Source organism: Stenotrophomonas sp. RS-48, from assembly GCF_030053245.1.
Lineage (GTDB): Bacteria > Pseudomonadota > Gammaproteobacteria > Xanthomonadales > Xanthomonadaceae > Stenotrophomonas > Stenotrophomonas maltophilia_P.
Genome location: NZ_JASGBV010000087.1, coordinates 1 through 22,681, shown reverse-complemented (window position 1 = coordinate 22,681; position 22,681 = coordinate 1). Strand labels below are relative to the sequence as shown.

Annotated in this window: 17 protein-coding genes; 5 read left to right on the top strand and 12 right to left on the bottom strand. The window is 67.1% G+C overall.

Translation table 11 applies throughout. The annotated features are described in order from the left end of the window. Nucleotides 1-33: 33 nt before the first annotated feature. The 4 genes from QMZ25_RS15630 to aspS form a co-directional block, all read right to left on the bottom strand. Complete coding sequence (locus tag QMZ25_RS15630) at nt 34-666, bottom strand: thioesterase domain-containing protein (RefSeq protein ID WP_053519363.1); 633 nt, start codon at nt 664-666, stop codon at nt 34-36. A 79-nt stretch (nt 667-745) separates the two neighbouring features. Then, complete coding sequence (locus QMZ25_RS15625; RefSeq protein ID WP_283219914.1) at nt 746-1,267, bottom strand: GNAT family N-acetyltransferase; 522 nt, start codon at nt 1,265-1,267, stop codon at nt 746-748. A 31-nt stretch (nt 1,268-1,298) separates the two neighbouring features. Continuing rightward, nucleotides 1,299-1,622, bottom strand: a complete 324-nt coding sequence (locus QMZ25_RS15620; RefSeq protein ID WP_053519367.1) for a hypothetical protein — start codon at nt 1,620-1,622, stop codon at nt 1,299-1,301. A gap of 16 nt (nt 1,623-1,638) precedes the next feature. Beyond that, nucleotides 1,639-3,390, bottom strand: a complete 1,752-nt coding sequence (aspS, locus tag QMZ25_RS15615; protein WP_053519369.1) for an aspartate--tRNA ligase — start codon at nt 3,388-3,390, stop codon at nt 1,639-1,641. Nucleotides 3,391-3,548: 158 nt separating this feature from the next. On the opposite strand from aspS, the gene QMZ25_RS15610 reads away from it, so the two are divergent. Continuing rightward, entirely contained in the window at nt 3,549-4,286 is a 738-nt protein-coding gene (locus tag QMZ25_RS15610; RefSeq protein WP_053519371.1) for a DUF3011 domain-containing protein, read from the top strand. 93 nt (nt 4,287-4,379) lie between these two features. Here QMZ25_RS15610 and QMZ25_RS15605 read toward each other — a convergent pair whose 3' ends face one another. From QMZ25_RS15605 to blaL2, 3 genes are all read right to left on the bottom strand, one after another. Next, the gene (locus QMZ25_RS15605; RefSeq protein ID WP_053519373.1) at nt 4,380-5,027 is read right to left on the bottom strand and encodes a hypothetical protein; all 648 of its coding nucleotides are present in this window, start codon (nt 5,025-5,027) and stop codon (nt 4,380-4,382) included. Between the two features lie 48 nt (nt 5,028-5,075). Further along, entirely contained in the window at nt 5,076-6,290 is a 1,215-nt protein-coding gene (locus QMZ25_RS15600) for a cation:proton antiporter (protein ID WP_053519375.1), read from the bottom strand. Nucleotides 6,291-6,374: 84 nt separating this feature from the next. Beyond that, nucleotides 6,375-7,286, bottom strand: coding sequence for a L2 family extended-spectrum class A beta-lactamase (gene blaL2, locus QMZ25_RS15595; protein WP_193396486.1), 912 nt, complete (start codon nt 7,284-7,286; stop codon nt 6,375-6,377). 176 nt (nt 7,287-7,462) lie between these two features. On the opposite strand from blaL2, the gene ampR reads away from it, so the two are divergent. Continuing rightward, nucleotides 7,463-8,326 (top strand): LysR family transcriptional regulator AmpR, encoded by an 864-nt coding sequence (ampR, locus tag QMZ25_RS15590; protein WP_283219913.1) that lies wholly within the window; start codon nt 7,463-7,465, stop codon nt 8,324-8,326. An 82-nt stretch (nt 8,327-8,408) separates the two neighbouring features. Here the strand turns inward: ampR and QMZ25_RS15585 are convergent, their stop codons facing one another. Next, nucleotides 8,409-10,274, bottom strand: coding sequence for an ABC-F family ATP-binding cassette domain-containing protein (locus tag QMZ25_RS15585; RefSeq protein WP_283219912.1), 1,866 nt, complete (start codon nt 10,272-10,274; stop codon nt 8,409-8,411). Nucleotides 10,275-10,605: 331 nt separating this feature from the next. On the opposite strand from QMZ25_RS15585, the gene QMZ25_RS15580 reads away from it, so the two are divergent. Both QMZ25_RS15580 and ybaL read left to right on the top strand, forming a co-directional pair. Continuing rightward, on the top strand, nt 10,606-12,993 hold the full coding sequence (locus QMZ25_RS15580; protein ID WP_065182588.1) for a TonB-dependent receptor: 2,388 nt from the start codon (nt 10,606-10,608) through the stop codon (nt 12,991-12,993). Nucleotides 12,994-13,172: 179 nt separating this feature from the next. After that, nucleotides 13,173-14,870: a YbaL family putative K(+) efflux transporter gene (gene ybaL / locus QMZ25_RS15575; protein WP_053519386.1), complete on the top strand. Its 1,698-nt coding sequence runs from the start codon at nt 13,173-13,175 to the stop codon at nt 14,868-14,870. Between the two features lie 181 nt (nt 14,871-15,051). Here the strand turns inward: ybaL and QMZ25_RS15570 are convergent, their stop codons facing one another. The 3 genes from QMZ25_RS15570 to QMZ25_RS15560 all read right to left on the bottom strand — a co-directional run bounded on the left by QMZ25_RS15570 (nt 15,052) and on the right by QMZ25_RS15560 (nt 20,088). Then, nucleotides 15,052-16,338, bottom strand: a complete 1,287-nt coding sequence (locus tag QMZ25_RS15570) for an aminotransferase class V-fold PLP-dependent enzyme (protein WP_065182586.1) — start codon at nt 16,336-16,338, stop codon at nt 15,052-15,054. A 151-nt stretch (nt 16,339-16,489) separates the two neighbouring features. Then, entirely contained in the window at nt 16,490-19,075 is a 2,586-nt protein-coding gene (clpB, locus tag QMZ25_RS15565; RefSeq protein ID WP_111187257.1) for an ATP-dependent chaperone ClpB, read from the bottom strand. Between the two features lie 191 nt (nt 19,076-19,266). Next, nucleotides 19,267-20,088: a DUF3014 domain-containing protein gene (locus QMZ25_RS15560; protein WP_283219911.1), complete on the bottom strand. Its 822-nt coding sequence runs from the start codon at nt 20,086-20,088 to the stop codon at nt 19,267-19,269. 171 nt (nt 20,089-20,259) lie between these two features. Here QMZ25_RS15560 and QMZ25_RS15555 point away from each other — a divergent pair, with 171 nt between their 5' ends. After that, nucleotides 20,260-20,970, top strand: a complete 711-nt coding sequence (locus QMZ25_RS15555; RefSeq protein WP_283219910.1) for a glutathione S-transferase — start codon at nt 20,260-20,262, stop codon at nt 20,968-20,970. A gap of 26 nt (nt 20,971-20,996) precedes the next feature. Here the strand turns inward: QMZ25_RS15555 and QMZ25_RS15550 are convergent, their stop codons facing one another. Then, entirely contained in the window at nt 20,997-22,607 is a 1,611-nt protein-coding gene (locus QMZ25_RS15550; RefSeq protein ID WP_283219909.1) for a hypothetical protein, read from the bottom strand. Between the last annotated feature and the right edge of the window lie 74 nt (nt 22,608-22,681).

Here is a 22,681-nt window from a genome sequence, read left to right as displayed (position 1 = left end):
TGGCCCGGCGGACGGTGCGCATCGACCGGGCGCCTACGCGGCCGCAGCGTCGCGGCTGTGATCGAACCGGCCGTGGCGCAGGAAGTGCGCGGTCTGCCGTGCCGCATCGGGCGAAACCACCAGGCCGCTGTGGCTGGTACGCACTACGCAATGATCGGCCAGACCCGGCAGGCGGGTTTCCGCCAGCGCCACCGTGCCGTCGGAGGCATCGTCGATCGCGCCGAGCAGGCTGCCCAGCCCATGCGGCACCGAACCGGCGATCAGGCCGACCGCGGCCGTGCCCTGCCAGTCGGGCAGGCCGTCAAGCAGCAGTTCGCTGCTGCGGCCCAAGGCCAGGCCCCAGCCATGCTCGGACAGCGAACGCGCGGTACCGCTGCCGCGCAGCGGCGAGCCAAGGCAGACCACGCGCTGTACCTGCAGCTGCGGTTGCCGGCGCAGTGCCTCCAGCGCCAGCAGCCCGCCAAGGCTGTGGCCGACCAGCGACAGCGGTCCGGCATCGGCCAGACGCTCCAACAGCTGAGGGACCGCTACATCCGGGCCGCCGAACACGGAGGAATAGCCAAAGGTCTGCACCCGGAACCCGCGCGCGCGCAGGCGCCACGCCAGCGGCCCTACCCAGGCGCGGGCGTTCCAGATGCCATGGAGCAGCAGTACGGGGGGTGTCATGTGCAACAGCCTGGCGATCAGCGGGGCGAAAACGTGAGGTGATTGAACACAGGCCGGCAGAAAGCGGCGGTGAACGCGCTCAGGCCGTTCGCGGCGCGCGGCGCAGGATGAACTCCAGATCGTTGGTCTGGCCGACCGGGAACAGGTACTGCCCGGCCTTCTCGAAGCCGTAACGGGCGTAGAAGCGCTGTGCGCCGAAGTTCTCCGACCACACGCCCAGCCACAGTGTCCTCGGGCCGTCGCGCTCCAGCCACGCCAGGGCGGTTTCCAGCAGGCGGCTGCCCCAGCCACAACTCTGCTGCGACTTGACCAGATACAGGCGCTTGAGCTCGCCATCCCCCGCTTTCACGTCCGGATGGGGCAGGCCACAGGGGCCGGCGGCGGCATGACCGACCGCCTCCCCTTCCCGCTCCAGCAACCACACGGCGTAATCCGGGTGGGCGAGGATCGTGCGCTGGCGCTCGACCGTGTAGGACTCCTGCAGGAAAGCCTGCAGGTCCTGCGGCGGATACAGGTGGCCGAAGGTCTCGGTGAACGTGCGTGCGGCCAGCGCCGACGAGGTCGGCGCGTCGTCCACGGTGGCGCGGCGGATCGAGTACATGCAGGAAGTTGACGTCAGCGCGAAGGGCGGGTCAAGCCTTCTCGGGCGATTCCGCGTCTTCGTCTTCCTCGTCCTCTTCCTCGTACTCCTCTTCGTCCTCGTCCTCTTCTTCGCCTTCCTCGTCCTCGTCGTACTCTTCTTCCTCTTCGTCGTCTTCGTAATCCTCGACGCCGAAGTCTTCACCGTCCCAGCGCCCTTCGCCGTCGGCGACGAAGGTCAGGGCCATCGCCGCCGGGTTGGTACCGACGCGGACCAGCCAACCACCGAACACGCGTGCCCGCTCGGTGACCAGGTTGGCCTCGGAGCCTTCATTGCCCAGCTTTTCCCACTCCAGCGAAAACGCAAACTCGGTCATTGCCTGGATCTCCTGATCAGTTTTTCTTGGGGCGAACCTGGATGTGCACTTCGGCCAGCTGCTCGTCGACGATCGGCGACGGCGCGTCGGTCATCAGATCCTGTGCACCGGTGGTCTTCGGGAACGGGATGACGTCGCGGATCGACTCGGTGCCGGCCATCAGCGCGGCGATGCGGTCGATGCCGAATGCGATGCCGCCGTGCGGCGGCGCGCCGTAGTTCAGCGCGTCGAGCAGGAAACCGAACTTGGCACGCGCTTCTTCGGCGCCGATGCCGAGCAGCTCGAATACCGCGCTCTGCATGTCCGGGCGATGGATACGGATCGAGCCGCCGCCGATTTCATTGCCGTTGAGCACCATGTCGTAGCCGCGCGAGACCGCAGTACGGGCATTGGCGCGCAGGTCGGCGATATCGTCCACGGCCGGTGCGGTGAAGGGGTGATGCAGGGCGACATAGCGCTGCGCCTCGTCGTCCCATTCGAACATCGGGAAATCGGTGACCCACAACGGGCGCCAGCCATCGGCGACCAGGCCGAAGTCCTTGCCGGCCTTCAGGCGCAGTGCGCCCATGAAGTCGGAGACCTTGTTATAGCCACCGGCACCGAAGAACACGATGTCACCCTTCCCGGCGCCGACGTGGGCAACCAGCGCGGCGAAGGCGTCTTCGCTGAAGAACTTCTGGATCGGCGAGCTGACCTCGCCGTTGTCGGCGATCTTGATGTAGGCCAGGCCCTTGGCGCCGTACTTGGCGGCGTGCGCAGCGTACTCATCGATCTGCTTGCGGCTCAACGCTGCGCCACCGGGGATGCGCAGCGCGGCGACGCGGCCATCGGCGTCGTTGGCCGGGCCGGTGAACACCGGGAACTCACTGCCCTTGACCAGCTCGGCCACGTCCACCAGTTCCAGTGCGATGCGCAGGTCCGGCTTGTCCGACCCATAGCGGCGCATCGCTTCGGCCCAGGTCATGCGCGGGAAGCTGGCATCCAGGTCGACGTCCACCACTTCCTTGAAGATGGCGCGGATCATCTCTTCGACGAAATCCTGCACGTCGCGCTCGCGCACGAAGGCGAACTCCATGTCCAGCTGGGTGAATTCCAGCTGGCGGTCGGCACGCAGCGCTTCATCGCGGAAGCAGCGCGCGATCTGGTAGTAACGGTCGAAGCCGGCCACCATCAGGATCTGCTTGAACAGCTGCGGGCTCTGCGGCAGAGCGTAGAACTCGCCCGGATGCATGCGCGCCGGCACCAGGAAGTCGCGCGCGCCCTCCGGGGTGGCCTTGGTCAGGATCGGGGTTTCGATGTCCTGGAAGCCACGCGCATCCAGGTGACGGCGCAGCGCCTGCACCAGCTTGATGCGGGTGCGCTGCATGCGCTGCATTTCCGGGCGGCGCAGGTCCAGGTAGCGGTACTTCAGGCGGGTATCTTCGCCCGGATTCTCGTGAGCGTGGAACGGCAGCGGCGCCGCCTTGTTCAGCACGGTAATGGCCGTGGCGATCACTTCCACCCTGCCGGTCGCCATCTTGTCGTTCACCGCGTGGCGGGCACGCACCACGCCTTCCACCTGCAGCACATCCTCGTAGCCCAGGCTGGCCGCGACCGCGAACACTTCGGCGTTGTCGACCTCGACCGTCACCTGCACGATGCCTTCATGATCGCGCAGATCGATGAAGCAGACGCCGCCCTGGTTACGGGCCACGTCGGTCCAGCCGGCGAGGGTGACAGTCTGGCCAATCAGGGTCTCGTCGACCAGGCCGCAGAAGTGGGTACGCATGGGGGAAAGCTCCGCTGGAGAACGCCGGCACCCGATGGGGCCGGAAAGCCCCGTATTCTGCGGCCGAGGCCCCGGCCGGGGCAAATGCGGGGCAGTCACACGGGCTTTATCCGTTCCGTCCTTATAGTCGCGCACCACACACCGTATGGGGATTCGCCATGAAAACGCTGTCCCTGGCCAGCCTGGCCGTCACCCTCAGCCTGGGCGCCCTCGCCGGGCTCACCCTCTCCCCCGCCCCCGCCGCCGCGCAGAACGGCGTCATCCGCTGCGAAAGCCAGAACAACCGCGAACGGGTCTGCACTACCGGCTGGCGCAGCGCGCAGCTGGTACGCCAGCTGTCCGGCTCGGCCTGCCAGGAAGGCCGTACCTGGGGCAGCCGCAACGGCAGCATCTGGGTCAACAACGGCTGCCGTGCCGAATTCGTCGAGGGTCGCGGCGGTTGGGGCGGTGGCAATGGCGGCTGGGGGGGCAGCAACGGCGACACCATCCGCTGCGAAAGCCAGAACAACCGTGAACGCAGCTGTCCGGTCGGATGGCGCAATGCCCGCCTGGTCCGCCAGTTGTCCGGCAGTCCCTGCCAGGAAGGCCGCACCTGGGGCGTGCGCAATGGCGCGGTGTGGGTCAGCAATGGCTGCCGCGCCGAGTTCGCTGAAGCCCGCGGTGGCTGGGGCGGCGGCAACGGCGGCTGGGGCGGCGGCGGCAACAGCAATTACTCCATTACCTGCAGCAGCAACAACAACCGCACCCAGAACTGTGACTGGGACGAGCGCCAGGGCCGGCCCGTGCTGCAGCAGCAGCTGTCGGGCAGCGCCTGTCAGGAGGGCCGCAGCTGGGGCTATTCGCGAGGCCAGGTCTGGGTGAGCAACGGCTGCCGGGCCCGCTTCGGCACGCGCTGACGGGAAGATGAAACGAATCTGCGGGCGCACGGCGGCACCGTCGCCGCCGCGCTCGCCGGGGATGGCCCGGCACTGCCAGGCGCGATTCGAGCGCTACGGTGCGGTTGCCGGCGGGGCCTCGTCGCCCCACGGTGCCGGCGGCAACGCCACCGGCTTGCTCAGGTCGAACTGCACGCGGAAGCGGCGGCCTTCGGGACGGGTCAGCTCGTAGACGAAGCGCTGGTCCGGCTCGATCTCCATCGCCCACACGTTGTGGGTGGACGCCAGCATGTCGGCGCGGCGGAACATGGCCACCGAATCGGCATCGGCCGGGAACTGCTGGCGTTCGGCGGTACCCGGCGGACGGCTGTCGCCGCCATACAGGGTGATCGCATCAGGGCTGCCGTCGGCATGCCGGTGATCGTGCTTGAGCCGCAGCCCGCTCTCGGTGCGGGTCAGGACCCAGGTCCGCGAATGATCATCGCCGACATGGAAGGGGATGCGCAGCTCATGCCCGGGATCGGCACAGCCCCGCACGTGCATGACCAGCCGCTGCCCGGCGAAGGGGTCCTTGCCGGTCGGTGCCGGCGTGTCCTCCACCACTTTGCCCTCGTACGCCTGGCCGCAGTGAGCGGCGATCGCAGCCATGAAGGCGTCGGCCGGGGCCGTCGCCACGTCGTGGGCGACCGTATGCGAGGGCTGTGAACAGGCTGCGAGCGTGAGCAGGGCGGCAGAAGCAGTGACGAGGGCAGGCAGTTTCATGCCCCAACCCTAACGACCATGGCCGGCCTGCGCAAACCACTCACCCGTTCAACGCCCCGTGTCCACGCCCTCCGCCAGGGTCTCGGTTGCCGCCACGGGTGCGGCCTCGCCCGCCCCGTCCGGCTCCTGCTCGACCGGGTCGACATCGAAGGGCGTGCGGAACACCAGCGAGGGCAGCAGGGTGGTCAGCGCCGCGTACAGCAGCAATGCGCCGAACAGCACCGCCGGAATCTGGAACCGCTCACGCATGATCGCGGCCAGGACCAGGGTGAAGATCAGCGTCGGCGCCAGCGCCAGCGACACGCGCAGACTGCTGCGGAAACTCTCACCGAACATCAGCCGGCGCTGCAGCCAGACCACGCCGATACGCAGCGGCAGCACCACCAGGGTGATCACGATGCCCAGCCCCAGCGCTTCGAAGCTCAATGCCTCGGCGGGAACCTTGGTGCCGGCATTGAAGAAGTAGAACGGCACGAAGAACGATGCGAACAGCCGCAGTGCATGCAGGTTCTCGTGCGAGGCCAGCAGCGGCATGCGCTGGTGCAGCAGCCGCGCGACCAGGCCTGCGATGAAGGCGCCCACCAGGTAATACACCCCCAGCAGGTAGGTGATGTAGGCAGCGACCATGCCGACCATGACCAGCAGCGAGAACTCCGAACCGGGCGCGTGCGGCGCCACCCAGCGACCCAGCGCGATGAACAGCAGCGGCAGGCCGACCATCATCGCCAGCAGGGCCAGGCTGGACAGGGCCATGTGACCGGGATCGCCGGCCTGCAGCACGATGAACAGTGCCGCCAGCGCCAGCAGCTCACCGGCGATGGCCTTGCTGGTCACCCAGAACCGCTCGTCCTCGCTCAGACCCAGCCGCGACAGCGAATCCATGATGAAACCCGTGGAGGGCGTCAGCAGTGCCAGGGCCAGCAGGCCCGCGGCCTGCCACGGCAGGCCGGCATAGCGCCAAGCCAGCCAGCCGACGCCGAACAGGGTGGCGCTGCGCACCACAAGATGCGCCAGCAGGGGCCACATGCCACGGCGCAACGCCTGCAGATCGACCTCCAGACCTGCGAACAGGAACAGGGACGAGATGCCGAGCGTGGCCAGCAGCCCGATCACCGCGTCGTGCGCCTGGTCCCCGAGCCAGAGCATGCCGATGATCCCGAACAGCAGGCAGGTGAGCGGTGCGGGCAGGCTGAAGCGCTGCAGCGCGCGCGGGATCACCAGCAGCGCGAAGATCAGCAGCAGGTAGATCAACTCATGACTCATGGGGGACTTCCGTGTGGTTTCGAACGCGCGCAGGATGCGCGCGCACGACCCTCGGAGCAAGCCCGGCCCGGAGACGGGCGGGCGTCAGCCGATCAGCCTGTCCGCGATGCGTCCAACCTGCGCCAGCACGCTGGCGCGTTGATCGTTGCTGATGTCCGCAGCCTGCAGGTAGGCCGTAATCACCCAGGGTGCCCCTCCCCCCATGGGCCACAAAACGGCGGTGTCATTGCGTGCATCCTCGCCATTGCTGCCGGTCTTGTCGCCCACCCGCCAGCGCGCGCCCAGCCCTGCGCGCAGGCACGCATCGCCGGTTTCGTTGTCGATCAGCCAGTCGGCCAGTTGCTGGCGCGCGCCCGGCGCCAGCGCATCGCCCAGCACCAGCCGCTGCAGGGTCGCGGCCATCGCCGCCGGCGTGGTGGTGTCACGTGGATCACCCTCGGCGAAGCTGTTCAGTTCCGGCTCGAGACGATCGCTGCGGGTCACGCTGTCGCCCTGAGCGCGCAGGAAGGCCGTCACGGCGGGCGGCCCGCCCACCACGTCGAACAACAGATTGGCCGCCGTGTTGTCGCTGGTGATGATCGTTGCCCGGCACAGGTCGCGTACGGTCAGATCCTTGCCGGCGTGGCGGCGCGCCACCGGCGCATGCGAAAGCAGGTCGGCCTCGCGCACCGGCACGCGCCTGTCCAGCAGCCCGGGCACGCGCCGTGACTGGTCCAGCACCGTGGCCGCCAGCACCGTCTTGAACGTGCTGCACAGCGGGAACCGCTCATCCTGGCGATGGCCGATGCGGCGACCGCTGGCGGTATCCAGCACGGTCACGCCAAGCCGGCCCGCGCAGGCCTTTTCCAGGGCGGCAAAGTCCGTGGCGGCGGCGATCGCGCCGGCCGCCGCCGACGTGCCAACGCCCCTGCCGGCAGCACGGGCGATCAGCGGCAGAGCCAGTGAAGACACCACTGCTGAAGTACTGAACTGAAGGAATCGTCGACGGGGCAACATGCAGGACCTCCGGAAAGTGAACCCGATTATCGAAAGCCCCCGCCGCGCCTGACCAGCGCGTTTTTTCAGCACGTGCCATCAATTTCATTCATGCCTAAGAAGGGCATTCAACGGAGATTCCACGAACCATCCGGATCCCGCTACGATCAGTCATCATTTCAGCTCACGGCTTTCCGATGCTGCATCCGACTCTGCCGCTCAACGCCCTGCGCGCCTTCGAAGCAGCGGCCCGCCACCAGAACTTCACCCGCGCCGCGCTTGAGCTGTGCGTCAGCCAGGCCGCGTTGAGCCATCAGATCCGGGGGCTGGAGGACCGGCTGGGGATCCGCCTGTTCCATCGCCTGCCTCGCGGCGTCGCCCTCACCGATGAAGGCGCCGCGCTGTTCCCGGTGCTCAACGAAGCGTTCGAGCGCATCTCGGCCAGCATCGCGCGCTACACGGGGGGAGCGGCCCGCGAAGTGCTGACGCTGGGCGTGGTGGGTACCTTCGCCACCGGCTGGCTGCTGCCACGCCTGGCCGCGTTCGAGGCCACGCATCCGGATATCGAGCTTCGCGTGCAGACGCACAACAACCGCATCGATCTTGCCGGCGAAGGCCTGGACCTGGCCATCCGCTTCGGTGAGGGCGACTGGCAGGGGCAGGCCTGCACGGCCATCCTGGACGCGCCGTTCGCACCGCTGTGCGCCCCCGCCCTGGCACGCCGGCTGAAACAGCCGCGTGATCTGGGCACGCTGCCGCTGCTGCGCTCCTATCGCAATGACGAATGGCCGCGCTGGCTGCAGGCGGCCGGGGTCAGCGGCGTGGAGGCGCGCGGGCCGGTATTCGATTCGTCGCTGACCCTGGCCATAGCCGCCGCCGGAGGGGCCGGCGTGGCCCTGCTGCCGCTGCGCATGTTCGAACAGGAACTGGCGGAAGGACGGCTGCTGCAGCCGTTCGCCACGACGCTGGAACTGGGCCGCTACTGGCTGACGAGGCTGCGCTCACGCGCCGAGCGTGAGCCTGCGCGGCGCTTCCGCGAGTGGTTGCAGGCGCAGGGCTGATGCATGCGACCGATAGCGCCGGGCCATGCCCGGCGAGCGCAGTGCATCGGGAACACCACCGGGCATGGCCCGGCGCCCTCCATCAGGACTCCAGCAGCTCCATCCAGGCAGCTTCAGCCTTTTCCAGCTGCGCAGCGGTCGTTTCGCGATCACGGCCCAGCACGGCCATGCGGGTGCTGTCGGCATAGTTGGCCGGGTCCGCCAGTTGACGGTCCAGTTCGGCCAGGCCGGCTTCCAGCTCGGCCACCTTGGCTTCCGCCGCGGCCAGCTTGTGCGGATTCACAGGCTTCTTCTGCACGACCTGCGCCACCGGTGCGGTCTTGACCACCACCGGCTCTTCCACCTGCTCCATGCGCGCCTTGGTGCCCTGCGCCTGCGGACGGGTGCGCAGCCACGCAGCGTAGGCGTCGAGATCTCCGTCGAACGGCTCGACCACGCCATCGGCCACGCGCCAGTAGGTATCGCAGACCAGGCCGATCAGGTGGCGATCATGGGAGACCATCACGATCGCGCCTTCGAAGGTTGCCAACGCTTCGGCCAGCGCCTCGCGCATTTCCAGGTCCAGGTGGTTGGTCGGTTCGTCCAGCAGCAGCACGTTCGGCTGCTGCCAGGCGATCAGCGCCAGCGCCAGGCGCGCACGCTCACCACCGGAGAAGCCATCGACCGGCTCGAATGCACGATCACCCGGGAAATTCCACTTGCCGAGAAAATCGCGGAACGACTGGTTCGGCGCATCCGGCGCGATCTCGCGGAAATGCTCCATCGGCGACTGGCCTTCGTGCAGCGACTCGACCGTGTGCTGTGCGAAGTAGCCGATCTTCAGGTCCGGATGGGCCATGCGCTCTCCGGCAATCGGTGCCAGCTCGCCCACCAGGGTCTTCACCAGGGTGGTCTTGCCGGCGCCGTTGGGGCCGAGCAGGCCGATGCGTTGTCCCGCTTCCAGACCAAAGCCGACGTTGTGCAGGATCACGGCGTCCTGGCCATAGCCCGCCTCGACATGATTCAGGCGGATCAGCGAGAACGGCAGTTTGGCGGGCGGTGCGAACTCGATACGGAACTCGCGCTCGGCACGCACGGCCTCGGTACCGGCCAGCTTGGCCAGACGCTTCATGCGGCTCTGCGCCTGCGCGGCCTTGCTGGCCTGCGCCTTGAAGCGGTCGATGAAGCTCTGCAGGTGGGCCCGCTCGGCCTGTTCCTTCTCGTGCGCGATCTGCTGCTGGCGCAGCTGCTCGGCACGTTGGCGCTCGAAATCGGTGTAGCCGCCCGGGTACAGCTTGGCGCCACCCCCATGCAGGTGCAGGGTGTGGGTGGCAACGTTGTCGAGGAACTCGCGGTCATGCGAGATCAGCAGCAGCGTGCCGGGATACTTCAACAGCCACTGTTCCAGCCAGTACACCGCATCCAGATCGAGGTGGTTGGTCGGCTCGTCGAGCAGCAGCAGGTCGCTGGGCATCATCAGCGCGCGGGCCAGGTTCAGGCGCACGCGCCAGCCACCGGAGAAGGAGGACACCGCGCGGTGGTGGGTCTCGGCCGGGAAGCCGAGGCCGTGCAGCAGCTTGCCGGCACGTGCTTCGGCGTCATAGGCGCCCATCTCGGCCATCCGGGTATGGGCATTGGCCACCGCCTCCCAGTCTTCACGGGCGGTCGCATCGGCCTCTTCGGCCAGCACGGCGGCCACTTCCGTATCGCCACCGAGCACGAAGCTCAACGCCGGATCCGGCAGCGACGGGGTTTCCTGGGCCACGCTGGCAATGCGGACCTTGCCGGGCAGGTCGACGTCGCCCTTGTCGGCCTCCAGTTCGCCCTTCACCGCCGCGAACAGGCTGGACTTGCCGGCACCGTTGCGGCCGACCACGCCCACACGGTAACCGGCATGCAGGGTCAGGTCGACGTTGGACAACAGCAGCCGCTCGCCGCGGCGCAAGGCGAAATTACGAAGCGAAATCATCGGGGGGTCCATATAACCGGATGGAATGTGCTGGTGAGCACTGTTCCTGCGACGTAATTCTAGCGTTAACGAATACTTGACGCGCCCCGGGATGCGCAGCGGCTGGCGTTTCCTCTCTCCCACGTCCTCACCGCACGTGTCCCGGGCCCCTCTCATGATGATGCCCATCGCGGCTAAATGGTTGCTGCTGCAACGTTTTTTCCGATGGCCGGCATTTGACAGGCACTGAATATCCCGTTAATTCCTATTTTGCGCACCGCAACAACCGTCGTCCGCTTCACCTCGTGATGTCGATACCGGTGCCGTCCCCGCCAACCGGAGTTCCGTCCCGATGACCCGCAAGACCAGCCTGATCGCCGCCGCCGTCGCTGTCGCACTCGGTGGCTCTCCGTTCCTCGCCGCCGCCCAGCAGAGCGGTACTGCCGCCAACACACTGGACACCGTGATCGTCACCGGTACCCGCGTGGCCGACCGCACGGTCGCCGAATCGCAGTCCCCGATCGACATCATCACCCCCGAGGTTCTGCAGTCCACCGGCACCAGCGAACTGGCCACCGCGCTGTCGCGTGCCCTGCCCTCGCTGAACTTCCCGCGCCCGGCCCTGACCGACGGCACCAGCGGCGTGCGACCGGCGCAGCTGCGTGGCCTGTCACCGGACCAGGTGCTGGTGCTGGTCAACGGCAAGCGCCGCCACACCTCCGCCATGATCAACGTCAACGGCAGCATCGGCCGCGGCTCGTCGGCGGTGGACATCAATGCGATTCCGATCGCCGCCATCGAGCGCGTTGAAGTGCTGCGCGACGGCGCTTCGGCGCAGTACGGCTCGGACGCCATCGCCGGCGTCATCAACATCGTGCTCAAGGGCAGCGGCAGCGGCGGCAGCCTGGCCGTCGACTACGGCCAGTATTCGGCCGGCGATGGCAACAAGTACCAGCTCTCCGGCGATACCGGCGTGGAGTTCGGCAGCGGCCGTGGCCGCCTGCACGTGGCCGGGCAGATCAGCCAGCAGGATGAAAGCAACCGCGCCGGTCCTTACCAGGGCAGCACACCGAACACCGGCAATTTCCCTGGCATCGGCGAGACGACCTTCGTGGTCGGCGATCCGCGCGTGGATGCGACCGCCGCCTCGGCCAACGCCAGCTTCGACTTCAGCGACCGCGTTACCGGCTACGCCAGCGCGTTGCTCAGCAACCGCGACATCACCTCGTTCGCGTTCTACCGCTCGCGCAACCACAGTGGGCAGGGCGCCCTGCTGGCCCAGATCTATCCCGACGGCTTCGTGCCGCAGATCAACCAGTACTCCAAGGACCGCTCGCTGGTGGCCGGCGTCAAGGGCAGCACCGACAGCGGCTGGACCTGGGACCTGAGCCTGAACCACGGCGAGAACACCCTGGATTTCCACACCCGCAACACCATCAACTACAGCCTGGGCACGGCCAGCCCGAGCTCGTTCTACGACGGCACGTTGAAGTACCAGCAGGACATCTTCAATGCCGACCTGACCAAGTCGCTGGACTGGGGCCTGGCCTATCCGGTGACGCTGTCCTTCGGTGGTGAGTACCGCAAGGAGAAGTGGGACCAGAACCCGGGCGAGCTGAATTCGTACACCGGCAGCGGCGCACAGGGCTTCGCCGGCTTCACCCCGACCAATGAAGTGCATACCGACCGCCACAACTATGCGGTCTACGCCGGCCTGGAAGCGGACCTGACCGAGAAGTTCTCCGCCGGCCTCACCGGGCGCTACGAAGACTATTCGGACTTCGGTGACCGCTTCTCCGGCAAGCTTTCGGCACGCTACGCGTTCACCGACAAGGTCGCGCTGCGGGCCACCGCGTCCAGTGGCTTCCGCGCGCCATCGCTGGGCCAGCAGGGCTACCAGGCGGTGACCAGCACCATCATCAACGGTGACTTCTTCGAACGCGGCACTTTCCCCACCACCAGCCCGGCCGCACAGGCGCTGGGCGCCTCGCCACTGAAGGCCGAGACCTCCACCAGCTACAGCCTGGGCCTGGTGCTGCAGCCGGTGGACCGCCTGTACGTGACCGTCGACGCATACCAGATCGACATTGACGATCGCATCGCGCTGTCCTCCAACATCACCACCACGCCGGCTGCAGCCGCGCTGCTGGGCGGGCTGGGCCTCCCGCAGGTGACGGCCTTCTCGTACTTCACCAATGCACTGGACACGCGCACGCGGGGCGTGGACTTCGTCTCCAGCTATACCGTGCCCTTCAGTGCCAGCAGCCTGGAGCTGACGGCGGCCTACAGCTACAACGAAACCGAAGTGAAGCGGGTGAACGGGTCTCCGTCGGTGTTCCCGACGCTGGGTATCTCGCAGTCGCTGATCGGCCGCGATGAGATCGGCCGCATCGAGGACAGCTATCCGCGCGACAAGGCGATCCTCAGCGGCACCTGGCGCTCGGATCATTGGGAGCTGGGCCTGGCGGCCACACGCTACGGCAAGTTCACCGTGCGCAATTCGGCCACCGCGCTGCGTGACCAGACCTACGGTGATGCCTGGGTAGTGGATGCCTCGGCCAGCTACAAGCCGAGCAGCAACTGGACCCTGACCGTCGGCGCGGACAATCTGCTGGACAAGTATCCGGACCGGACGGCGGACCTGCAGAACTCGACCTTCGGCATGCTGCCGTACAGCAACTACTCGCCGTTCGGCTTCAACGGCGCGTATGTGTACGGGCGTATCCGGTACACCTGGTAAGCGGCACCGGTAACGCCGGGCCACGCCCGGCGGCGCGGTGGAACCTGCATCCCTTCTGTTCCGGCAGAAGGGATCGGCCCTGTACTGCTCAAACCATCCGTTCCACCTGCCGGGTTTGCTGCATCTGGCCGCTTGGGTGAAAATCGGGACATCCCCCTCCCCGAACCCTGCGAGTGCCGATGCACCATGACACCGACCTGATCAACATCGTCGCCGTTGGCCTGGGGCTCGCCTTCATCTTCGGCGCGCTGGCCAACAAGCTGCGCTTGTCTCCCCTGGTCGGGTATCTGGTTGCTGGCATCTGCGTGGGGCCATTCACCCCGGGGTTCGTCGCCGACCAGGCGCTGGCCAACCAGCTGGCCGAACTGGGCGTGATGCTGCTGATGTTCGGCGTCGGCCTGCACTTCTCGCTGAAGGACCTGATGGCGGTCAAGGCCATCGCGATCCCGGGTGCCATCGGCCAGATCGCGGTGGCCACCCTGCTCGGCTGGGGCGTGGCGTGGTTGATGGGCTGGCCGACGCTGCATGGGGTGATCTTCGGCTTCTCGCTGGCCACCGCCAGTACCGTGGTCCTGCTGCGGGCGATGGAAGAGCGCCGCCTGCTGGAGACCATGCGCGGCAAGATCGCAGTGGGCTGGCTGATCGTGGAGGATCTGGCCTGCGTACTGGCACTGGTGATGATGCCGGTGCTCGCCGGCGTGTTCGGCCCCGATGCGGCCAAGGAAACCCACACCGTCGGCAGCGTGCTGGCCGATCTGGGCTGGACGTTCGTGCAGCTTGGCCTGTTCGTGGCCGTGATGCTGGTGGTCGGTCGGCGGGTCATTCCCTGGATCCTCGAACGCATCGCCGGCACCGGCTCGCGCGAGCTGTTCACCCTGTCAGTGCTGGCGATCGCACTGGGCGTGGCCTTCGGTTCGGCCATGCTGTTCGGCGTGTCCTTCGCGCTGGGCGCGTTCTTCGCCGGGATGCTGCTCAACGAATCGGAACTGAGCCACAAGGCGGCGCATGATTCGCTGCCGCTGCGCGATGCGTTCGCGGTGCTGTTCTTCGTTTCGGTGGGCATGCTGTTCGACCCCAACATCGTCGTGCAGCATCCGTGGCAGGTACTGGCCACGGTGCTGATCATCATGTTCGGCAAGTCCGCCGCCGCCTTCTTCATTGTGCGTGCGTTCGGCCACCCCAGCAGCACCGCGCTGACCATCTCGGCCAGCCTGGCGCAGATCGGTGAGTTCGCCTTCATCATCGCCGGCCTCGGTGTCTCGCTGCAGATCCTGCCGAAGGAAGGACAGTCGCTGGTGCTGGCCGGTGCACTGGTGTCGATCATGCTCAACCCGCTGGTGTTCGGCCTGCTCGACCGCTGGCAGGCGAAGCAGGAGCAGCTGCCGCAGGCGCCGGAGCCGGAAGAAGCCACCGGGCCCTCGCGCGACCTGCATGACCACGCCATCGTGATCGGCTACGGCCGGGTTGGCAGCGAGCTGGCGCAGGTGCTGCGCGACCGCGGCGTACCGGTGCTGGTGATCGATGACAACAAGGACCATGTCGAGCGTGCACATGCCAGTGGCCTCGCGGCGATCCGTGGCAGCGCCGCGGCCGACCGGGTGCTGGCCGAGGCCCACCCGGAGCGCGCCAAGATCGCCGTCCTGGCCATTCCGCAGCCATTGGAAGCCGGCGAAGCGCTGGCCAAACTGCGCGCGATCAATCCCGAGCTGACCCTGCTGGCACGGGCACACAGCGATGCTGAAGTGAAGCACCTGCTGGAACATGGCGCCGATGGCACGGTGATGGCCGAGCGCGAGCTGGCCTATTCGCTGGCGGAGATGATCATGTCCACCCCGCCCTACCGGAATCTCGGCCAGCACAGCATTCCGGTGGTGTGAGGCAGGGCGGATGGCGTAGCGCCGGGCCATGCCCGGCGGCTGCCATGAAAAATCCCCGGTCGACCCGCATCGACCGGGGATAGGTAACACCAGTGCCACGCCTTGGAGAGGCAGCTCCACCGTAGCGCATCGCGGCGGCGGTGGTGATCGCCACTGGCGATGACGACCAAGCGCCTGGCTATCAGGCGCCGGCCAGCGCCTGCTGCAGGTCGGCCTGCAGGTCGCCGATGTGCTCGATGCCGATCGACAGCCGCACCGTGTCTTCGCTGACCCCTGCGCGGGCCAGTTCATCGGCATCCAGCTGGCGATGGGTGGTGGATGCCGGATGGGTGGCCAGCGACTTGGCGTCACCCAGGTTGACCAGCCGCGTGAACAGCTTCAGTGCGTCCAGGAAGCGGGCACCGGCCTCACGTCCGCCAGGGAGACCGAAGGTCAGCACGCCCGAGCCCTGCCCACGCAGGTAACGCTGTGCGCCCGCATGCTCAGGGTCATCCGGCAGGCCGGCATAGCGCACCCACGCCACCTTGGGATGCTGCTTCAGATACTGCGCCACGGCCAGCGCGTTGGCGTTGATCCGTTCCATGCGCAGGGCCAGGGTCTCGATGCCCTGCAGGATGAGAAACGCATTGAACGGCGACAGTGCCGCGCCGGTATTGCGCAGCGGTACCACCCGCGCCCGGCCGATGTAGGCGGCCGGGCCGAGGGCGTCGGTGTAGACCACACCGTGATAGCTCGGGTCCGGCTGGTTGAGACGGGCGAAACGCTGTGGCTGCGCCGTCCAGTCGAAGCGGCCCGAATCGATGATCGCTCCCCCCAGACTGTTGCCATGGCCGCCGAGGTACTTGGTCAGCGAGTGCACCACGATATCCGCGCCATGCTCGAACGGGCGCAGCAGGAAGGGCGTGGCAACGGTGTTGTCGACGATCAATGGCACGCCGGCGGCATGGGCGACTTCGGCAATCGCGGCGATGTCGGTGACATTCCCGCGTGGATTGCCGATCGACTCCACGAACACCGCCTTGGTTCGGTTGTCGATGAGGGGAGCAAAGGCTGACGGATCGGCCGGATCGGCGAATCGCGCCTGGATGCCATACTGCGGCAGCGTATGCGCCAGCAGATTGAGGCTGCCGCCATACAGCGCACTGGCGGCGACGATGTTGTCGCCTGCTTCGGCGATGGTCTGGATCGCATAGGTGATCGCAGCCTGCCCGGATGCCAGCGCCAGCGCACCGATCCCGCCTTCCAGCGCGGCCAGACGTTGCTCCAGCACGTCTGTGGTGGGATTCATGATGCGGGTATAGATGTTGCCCTGCACCTTCAGATCGAACAGATCGGCGCCGTGCTGGGTGTCATCGAAGGCGTAGGCCACGGTCTGGTAGATGGGCACCGCCACTGCGCGCGTGGTCGGGTCGGGCCGGTAGCCGCCGTGCACGGCCAGGGTTTCCAGTTGCCACTGCGGATCACTCATCGCGTCAGGTTCCATCCGGGGAAACCTGCACGATAGGCGACCCCACCGCGCACGCTGAGAGCCGCTGGCGATGAGCCCGTAACCTGTGGTTATCAGGACCTGCCCGGCAGCCCGCAGGTTCCCGCCCCCATGGGCGGGAACCCGGCCGACATCAGGCCTTGGCGAACACCAGGTGACCGCCGTCGTTGCCGACCTCGATGGTGTCACCGTTGGCGAAGGCGCCCGACAGGATCTTCTGTGCCAGCGGATTCTCCAGCTGCGACTGGATCGCGCGCTTCAGCGGGCGTGCGCCGTATACCGGATCGAAGCCCACATTGCCCAGCAGGTCGAACGCGGCGTCGGACACCACCAGCTTCAGGCCGCGCTCGGCCAGCCGCTTCTCCAGCCCGCGCATCTGGATGCGCGCGATCTGCTTGATCTGCTGCTTGTCCAGCGGGTGAAACACCACGATATCGTCGAGGCGGTTGATGAACTCCGGACGGAAGTGCGCCTGCACCACCCCCATCACCGCGGCCTTCATCTGCATGTAGGCCTCCGGGCTGTCGTCACCGCTCATGTCCTGGATCTGGTGCGAGCCCAGGTTCGAGGTCATCACGATGACGGTATTGCGGAAGTCCACCGTGCGGCCCTGGCCATCGGTCAGGCGGCCATCGTCCAGCACCTGCAGCAGGATGTTGAACACGTCCGGATGCGCCTTCTCGACCTCGTCGAGCAGGATCAGCGAGTACGGACGGCGACGCACGGCTTCGGTCAGGTAGCCCCCTTCCTCATAGCCGACGTAGCCCGGAGGTGCACCGATCAGGCGGGCGACGCTGTGCTTCTCCATGAACTCGCTCATGTCGATGCGGACCATCGCGTCGGCGCTGTCGAACAGGAATTCGGCCAGGGACTTGCACAGTTCAGTCTTGCCGACGCCGGTCGGGCCCAGGAACAGGAACGAGCCGGCAGGCCGGTTCGGGTCGGACAGGCCCGCGCGTGAGCGACGCACCGCGTCAGACACCACCTTGATCGCCTCTTCCTGGCCGACCACGCGGTTGTGCAGCACCTCTTCCATCCGCAACAGCTTGTCGCGCTCGCCTTCGAGCATCTTGTTCACCGGGATGCCGGTCCAGCGCGACACGACCTCGGCGATCTCCTCGTCGGTCACCCGGTCCTGCACCAGCTTGAAGTCCTTGTGCTCGGCTTCCTGGGCAGCCGCCAGCTGCTTTTCCAGCTGGGGCAGCAGCCCATACTGGATCTCGCTCATCCTGGCGAAATCCTGCCGGCGCTGCGCGGCTTCCAGCTCCAGCTTGGCCTGCTCCACCTGCTCCTTGATCTTCGTTGCGCCCTGCAGCGCGGCCTTCTCCGACTTCCAGATTTCATTGAGGTCGGAGAATTCGCGCTCCAGCACCTCGATGTCATTTTCCAGATCGGCAAGGCGCTGCCGCGAGGCATCGTCCTTCTCCTTCTTCAGCATTTCGCGCTGGATCTTCAGCTGGATCACGCGCCGCTCCAGCCGATCCAGTTCCTCGGGCTTGGAGTCGATCTCCATGCGCAGGCGCGAGGCGGCCTCGTCCATCAGATCGATGGCCTTGTCCGGCAGCTGGCGGTCGGTGATGTAGCGGTTGGACAGCGTGGCCGCAGCAACGATAGCCGGGTCGGTGATTTCAACGCCGTGGTGCAGGGCGTACTTCTCCTTCAGCCCACGCAGGATGGCAATGGTGTCCTCCACCGAAGGCTCGCCCACGAATACCTTCTGGAAGCGGCGTTCCAGTGCGGCATCCTTCTCGATGTACTTGCGGTACTCGTCCAGCGTGGTGGCACCAATGCAGTGCAGCTCGCCGCGCGCCAGCGCCGGCTTCAGCATGTTGCCGGCGTCCATCGCACCGTCGGCCTTGCCGGCCCCGACCATGGTGTGCAGCTCATCGATGAACAGGATGATCTGCCCTTCGTTCTTGGCCAGGTCGTTCAATACGCCCTTCAGTCGCTCCTCGAATTCACCGCGGAACTTGGCGCCGGCGATCAACGCGCCCATGTCCAGTGACAGCACGCGCTTGCCGCGCAGGCCCTCGGGCACTTCGTCGTTGATGATGCGCTGGGCCAGCCCTTCCACGATCGCGGTCTTGCCCACGCCGGGTTCGCCGATCAGCACGGGGTTGTTCTTGGTCCGGCGCTGCAGTACCTGGATGGTGCGGCGGATTTCCTCGTCACGGCCGATCACCGGGTCCAGCTTGCCGCTCTCGGCGCGCGCGGTCAGGTCGATGGTGTACTTCTCCAGCGCCTGGCGCTGCTCTTCGGCGTTCTCCGACTGCACGTTCTCGCCGCCGCGCAGCTTGTCGATCGCCGACTGCAGGCGCGCCTTGTCGGCACCGGCGGCGCGCAGCGCCATGCCAAGCGTGCCGCCATCCTCCAGCGCCGCCAGCACGAACCACTCACTGGCGATGAAGGCATCGCCGTGCTGCTGGGCCAGCTTGTCGGTGTGGTTGAGCAGGCGGTTGAGATCATTGCCGATCGACAGGTTGCCGGCCTGCCCGGACACCTTCGGCAGCGCGTCCAGCGCCTCGTCCAGGCGCTCGCGCAGCACCGGTACATTGACACCGGCCTGCGCCAGCAGCGGGCGCGTGCTGCCGCCCTGCTGGTCCAGCAGTGCGCTGAACACGTGGACCGGTTCGATGATGCTGTTGTCGCGGCCCACGGCCAACGACTGCGCGTCCGCCAGCGCCTGCTGGAAACGCGAAGTGAGCTTGTCCATCCGCATTGCGAATCCTCATCGGTCGTCAGTGCCGGCCCGTGCCGGCGATGCTGGAAAGATGCGGTTGCACCACCCGGTTTCAAGGGCGGCTGCGACTGCACCCCGGGGCCAGTCAGCCTGGGGCCAGCATGCCGGAACGGGTGTGGTCGGCGCGTTGATCCGGATCAGTACGCATGGCGGGCCGCGCCCGCGATCGCTCAGCGCGCGATCGCGCCGCGGATCGCCCGGAGCTGCTGCTTGACCGCCCGCGATTGCGCCACACCCATGCGCAGCAGGGCCTTCTGGCCAATCGAGCGCGCCTGCAGATCCGGATCCACGAAGCGGTAGCGGCCCCGTTCATCGCGTTGAACGAGGGGCGCCTGCTGCGGCTCCGGGGTCTCCAGCAGATGGTCGATCACCGCCACCAGGCGATCATTGAAGTAGCCCTCTGGCCGCCCAAGATCGACATAGGCCTGCTGGATCAACGGGTAGAAGCGCTTGTACGCCGTAGCCGTTGCCGCCGCGTCCAGCGCGGTGAATGCCTGCACATAGGGCGCATAGCGCGCGGCGTTGCTGGCGGCGATGCGTTCCCCGCCCTCGCCCGGCTCGACCTGCAGGCTCCCCGGCAGAGGCCGCGCGGCCAATGCGGTCGGCGGAACACTGGGCTTGTCCAGATTGTCGACCTGGGTCACCAGGCGTTGGATCAGGTGATCGCGCAGCAGCAGGGTGAGCGGCCCCTCCCCCTGGAACAGCTGGCTCAATGCGCTCCAGGCCGCGATATCGCTGTCGGCCAGTTTCGGCAGCGCGGGATCGGCCGCGGCTTCGGTGTCCAGCGGATGCTGGATGGCGGGCGGCGCCGGTGCGGTTTCTGCGGCCGCCTTCGGTTGTGGCGGTGCGCCAGCACTGGCGGGGGGCGACTGCACCGGCACCGGGACACCGTCCGCCAGGCTCTTGAGCTGATCGCGGAACAGCCAACCGCCCGCGCCACCGATCACCACCACACCCAGCACCCAGGGCCATACCGCCTTTCCACTCTGCATGATGCAGTCCCTCGTTTTCCATCTGCATGGACAAGGTGTGACCCTCTCGATTCCCGAGGGTTCCCCGCGTGTTCCGCTGCCGTTGGGGTTGGCGCCGCACGCAGGGCACGCTCACGCCTGCTTTGCGCGCGCTGCGCGAGGCTGTGCACCTTGTCGTGGGGAGACCGTGCCATGCACTACGCGTTGTACTACTGGACCGGCATCCAGGGACGTGGCGAATTCGTACGATTGGCCTTGGAAGACGCTGGCGCCGACTACATCGACATGGCGCGGATACATGGCGACGCCGTGATGCAGCCCTTTCTCGATGGCCACCGTGAGGGCGCGCAACCGTTCGCCCCCCCGTTCCTCAAGGCGGGGCGTCAGGTCATCGCGCAGGTCGCAGCGATCCTGGATTTTCTCGGCCCGACCCTGGATCTGGTGCCGCAGGCCGCGGCGCGGCGCATGCAGGCGCTGCAGTTGCAGCTGACCATTGCCGACCTGGTGGCTGAAGTACACGACACCCACCATCCGATTACCGCGTCGAAGTACTACGAGGAACAGAAGACCGAAGCCAACGCACGTGCGGCGTCATTGCGCAGCGAGCGGCTGCCGAAGTTCCTCGGCTATTTCGAGCAGGTGCTGGCGGCCAACGGTGGCCGCCATGCACTGCGCGAGCACTCCTACGTGGATCTGTCGCTGTTCCAGCTGATGAGCGGGCTGGACTACATGTTCCCGCGCCGGATGCAGGCACTCACGCCGCGCCTGCCCCTGCTGCGGGCACTGCAGGAGCGGGTGGCGAAGCGACCGAACATCGCTGCCTATCTCGCGTCGGAGCGGCGATTGGCGTTCAACACCAACGGCATCTTCCGCCACTACCCCGAGCTGGACGGAGAGCGGTAGCGTCGGGCCATGCCCGGCGTCACCGGTCAATGATCGGCGCGATCACCCAGCGGCTTCACCGCCTGCTTCTGCAGCGACAACAGCCCCAGCAGCAGTGCCAGCGCCACGTAGGCCCCTGCAAACTGCCAGCTGATGGTACGCGCCAGGCCTTCAAGGTCCCACGGCAGGTAGATGCCGCCGCGCGGATCCACCGAGTGGATCAGGCCGAACAGGGTCAGCACAGCCGCCACCAGCAGGAAGCCGCAGGCACGGCGCAGACGGCCGTCAACCATCGCGGCCACGGCGGAAATCCACAGCATCGAGGTGATGATGAAGCCGTTGCCCAGAGTGAAGATCACGGCCAGTTCCGGCAGGCCGTGTCCATCGAGCTTGGTCAGCAGCTGCGGCAGCTGGTCCGGTGCGATCCAGCCCGGCGCTTTGATCGCCAGCAGGTAGGCCACCGAAGGCAGGAAGCCGAACACCATCGCTCCGGCGTGCTGTCGCGGTGTGGCCTGGAAGGCCTGGGTGGTGATGTCGATGGCAACGTACACGATGATCGGCGCCAGCACCGCCAGCGGCAGCCACTGCACCAGCCCGGAAATGATGCCCAGCATGCCGCCGATGCCGACGAACAGGCCCGTCAGCAGCGTGTACCCGCTGCGTGCGCCCATGTGCTTGTATGCAGGCTGGCCGATGTAGGGGGTGGTCTGCGCGACACCGCCGCAGACACCGGCCACCAGCGTGGCCACCGCTTCCACCAGCAGGATATCGCGGGTGCGGTAATCATCCCCGGCCGCGCGCGCGCTCTCGGACACGTTGATGCCACCGACCACCATCAGCAGGCCGAACGGCAACAGCAGCGGCAGGTAGGTCATTGCCGTGGGCAGGCCGTCCAGGAAGCCCAGCGTCGGCAGCGGCAGCACCACCTGCGGCGGCGTCCACGCCGGCACGTGGAAGCCGGGGGCCCCCAGTCCCACCAGACCGAGGCCGTAGTACAGGACGGTGCCGAACACGAATGCCAGCAGCACACCCGGGCCACGCACCGGCAGCCGGCCCTTGGCGATCAGCACATACAGCAGCAGGCCCAACGTGGTGAAGCCGACCAGTGGCGAACGCAGGGTTTCCAGCAACGGCAGCAGGCCCATCAGTACCAGCGCGATGCCGGCGATGGAGCCGAGCAACGCTGCACGCGGCAGCGCGCGGGTGACGGCTTCGCCGAAGAAGGAGAGCACCAGCTTGAGCGCGCCCATGATGACCAGCGCCGCCATGCCCAGCTGCCAGGTCGCAATGCCGGCGGCATGCGGGTCCATGCCCTGCTGCTTGAACGCGACGAACGCCGGACCGAGCACCAGCAACGCCATGCCGATGCTGGTAGGCGCATCCAGCCCCAGCGGCATCGCCGTGACGTCATCACGCCCTGTGCGTGCCGCCAACCGGCGCGCCATCAACGTGTACAGCAGATTGCCGATCAGCACGCCGAAGGCGGTACCGGGAAACATGCGGCCGAACACCACGTCGGCGGGAAACTGGAAGATGCCGACCAACGCCATGGCGATGAAGCCGAGGATGGAGAGGTTGTCGACGACCAGGCCGAAGAAGCCATTGAAGGCACCGGCGACGAACCAGCGACGCGGTGCGGCGGAAGCGGGAGCGGACATGGACGGGGCGATGGGGGGGGGGAGCGCCGATGGTAGGCCCAGCGGGGCCGGCGCGCCAATTCCACGGTGGAATG

What these genes read in the sequence shown, in the direction of transcription:
- ybaL (WP_053519386.1), top strand. Translation starts at nt 13,173, where the DNA reads ATGCACCATGACACCGACCTGATCAACATCGTCGCCGTTGGCCTGGGG.
- aspS (WP_053519369.1), bottom strand. Translation starts at nt 3,390, where the DNA reads ATGCGTACCCACTTCTGCGGCCTGGTCGACGAGACCCTGATTGGCCAG.
- QMZ25_RS15550 (WP_283219909.1), bottom strand. Translation starts at nt 22,607, where the DNA reads ATGTCCGCTCCCGCTTCCGCCGCACCGCGTCGCTGGTTCGTCGCCGGT.
- QMZ25_RS15560 (WP_283219911.1), bottom strand. Translation starts at nt 20,088, where the DNA reads ATGCAGAGTGGAAAGGCGGTATGGCCCTGGGTGCTGGGTGTGGTGGTG.
- QMZ25_RS15570 (WP_065182586.1), bottom strand. Translation starts at nt 16,338, where the DNA reads ATGAGTGATCCGCAGTGGCAACTGGAAACCCTGGCCGTGCACGGCGGC.
- clpB (WP_111187257.1), bottom strand. Translation starts at nt 19,075, where the DNA reads ATGCGGATGGACAAGCTCACTTCGCGTTTCCAGCAGGCGCTGGCGGAC.
- QMZ25_RS15605 (WP_053519373.1), bottom strand. Translation starts at nt 5,027, where the DNA reads ATGAAACTGCCTGCCCTCGTCACTGCTTCTGCCGCCCTGCTCACGCTC.
- QMZ25_RS15580 (WP_065182588.1), top strand. Translation starts at nt 10,606, where the DNA reads ATGACCCGCAAGACCAGCCTGATCGCCGCCGCCGTCGCTGTCGCACTC.
- QMZ25_RS15585 (WP_283219912.1), bottom strand. Translation starts at nt 10,274, where the DNA reads ATGATTTCGCTTCGTAATTTCGCCTTGCGCCGCGGCGAGCGGCTGCTG.
- ampR (WP_283219913.1), top strand. Translation starts at nt 7,463, where the DNA reads ATGCTGCATCCGACTCTGCCGCTCAACGCCCTGCGCGCCTTCGAAGCA.
- QMZ25_RS15610 (WP_053519371.1), top strand. Translation starts at nt 3,549, where the DNA reads ATGAAAACGCTGTCCCTGGCCAGCCTGGCCGTCACCCTCAGCCTGGGC.
- QMZ25_RS15620 (WP_053519367.1), bottom strand. Translation starts at nt 1,622, where the DNA reads ATGACCGAGTTTGCGTTTTCGCTGGAGTGGGAAAAGCTGGGCAATGAA.
- blaL2 (WP_193396486.1), bottom strand. Translation starts at nt 7,286, where the DNA reads ATGTTGCCCCGTCGACGATTCCTTCAGTTCAGTACTTCAGCAGTGGTG.
- QMZ25_RS15600 (WP_053519375.1), bottom strand. Translation starts at nt 6,290, where the DNA reads ATGAGTCATGAGTTGATCTACCTGCTGCTGATCTTCGCGCTGCTGGTG.
- QMZ25_RS15555 (WP_283219910.1), top strand. Translation starts at nt 20,260, where the DNA reads ATGCACTACGCGTTGTACTACTGGACCGGCATCCAGGGACGTGGCGAA.
- QMZ25_RS15625 (WP_283219914.1), bottom strand. Translation starts at nt 1,267, where the DNA reads ATGTACTCGATCCGCCGCGCCACCGTGGACGACGCGCCGACCTCGTCG.
- QMZ25_RS15630 (WP_053519363.1), bottom strand. Translation starts at nt 666, where the DNA reads ATGACACCCCCCGTACTGCTGCTCCATGGCATCTGGAACGCCCGCGCC.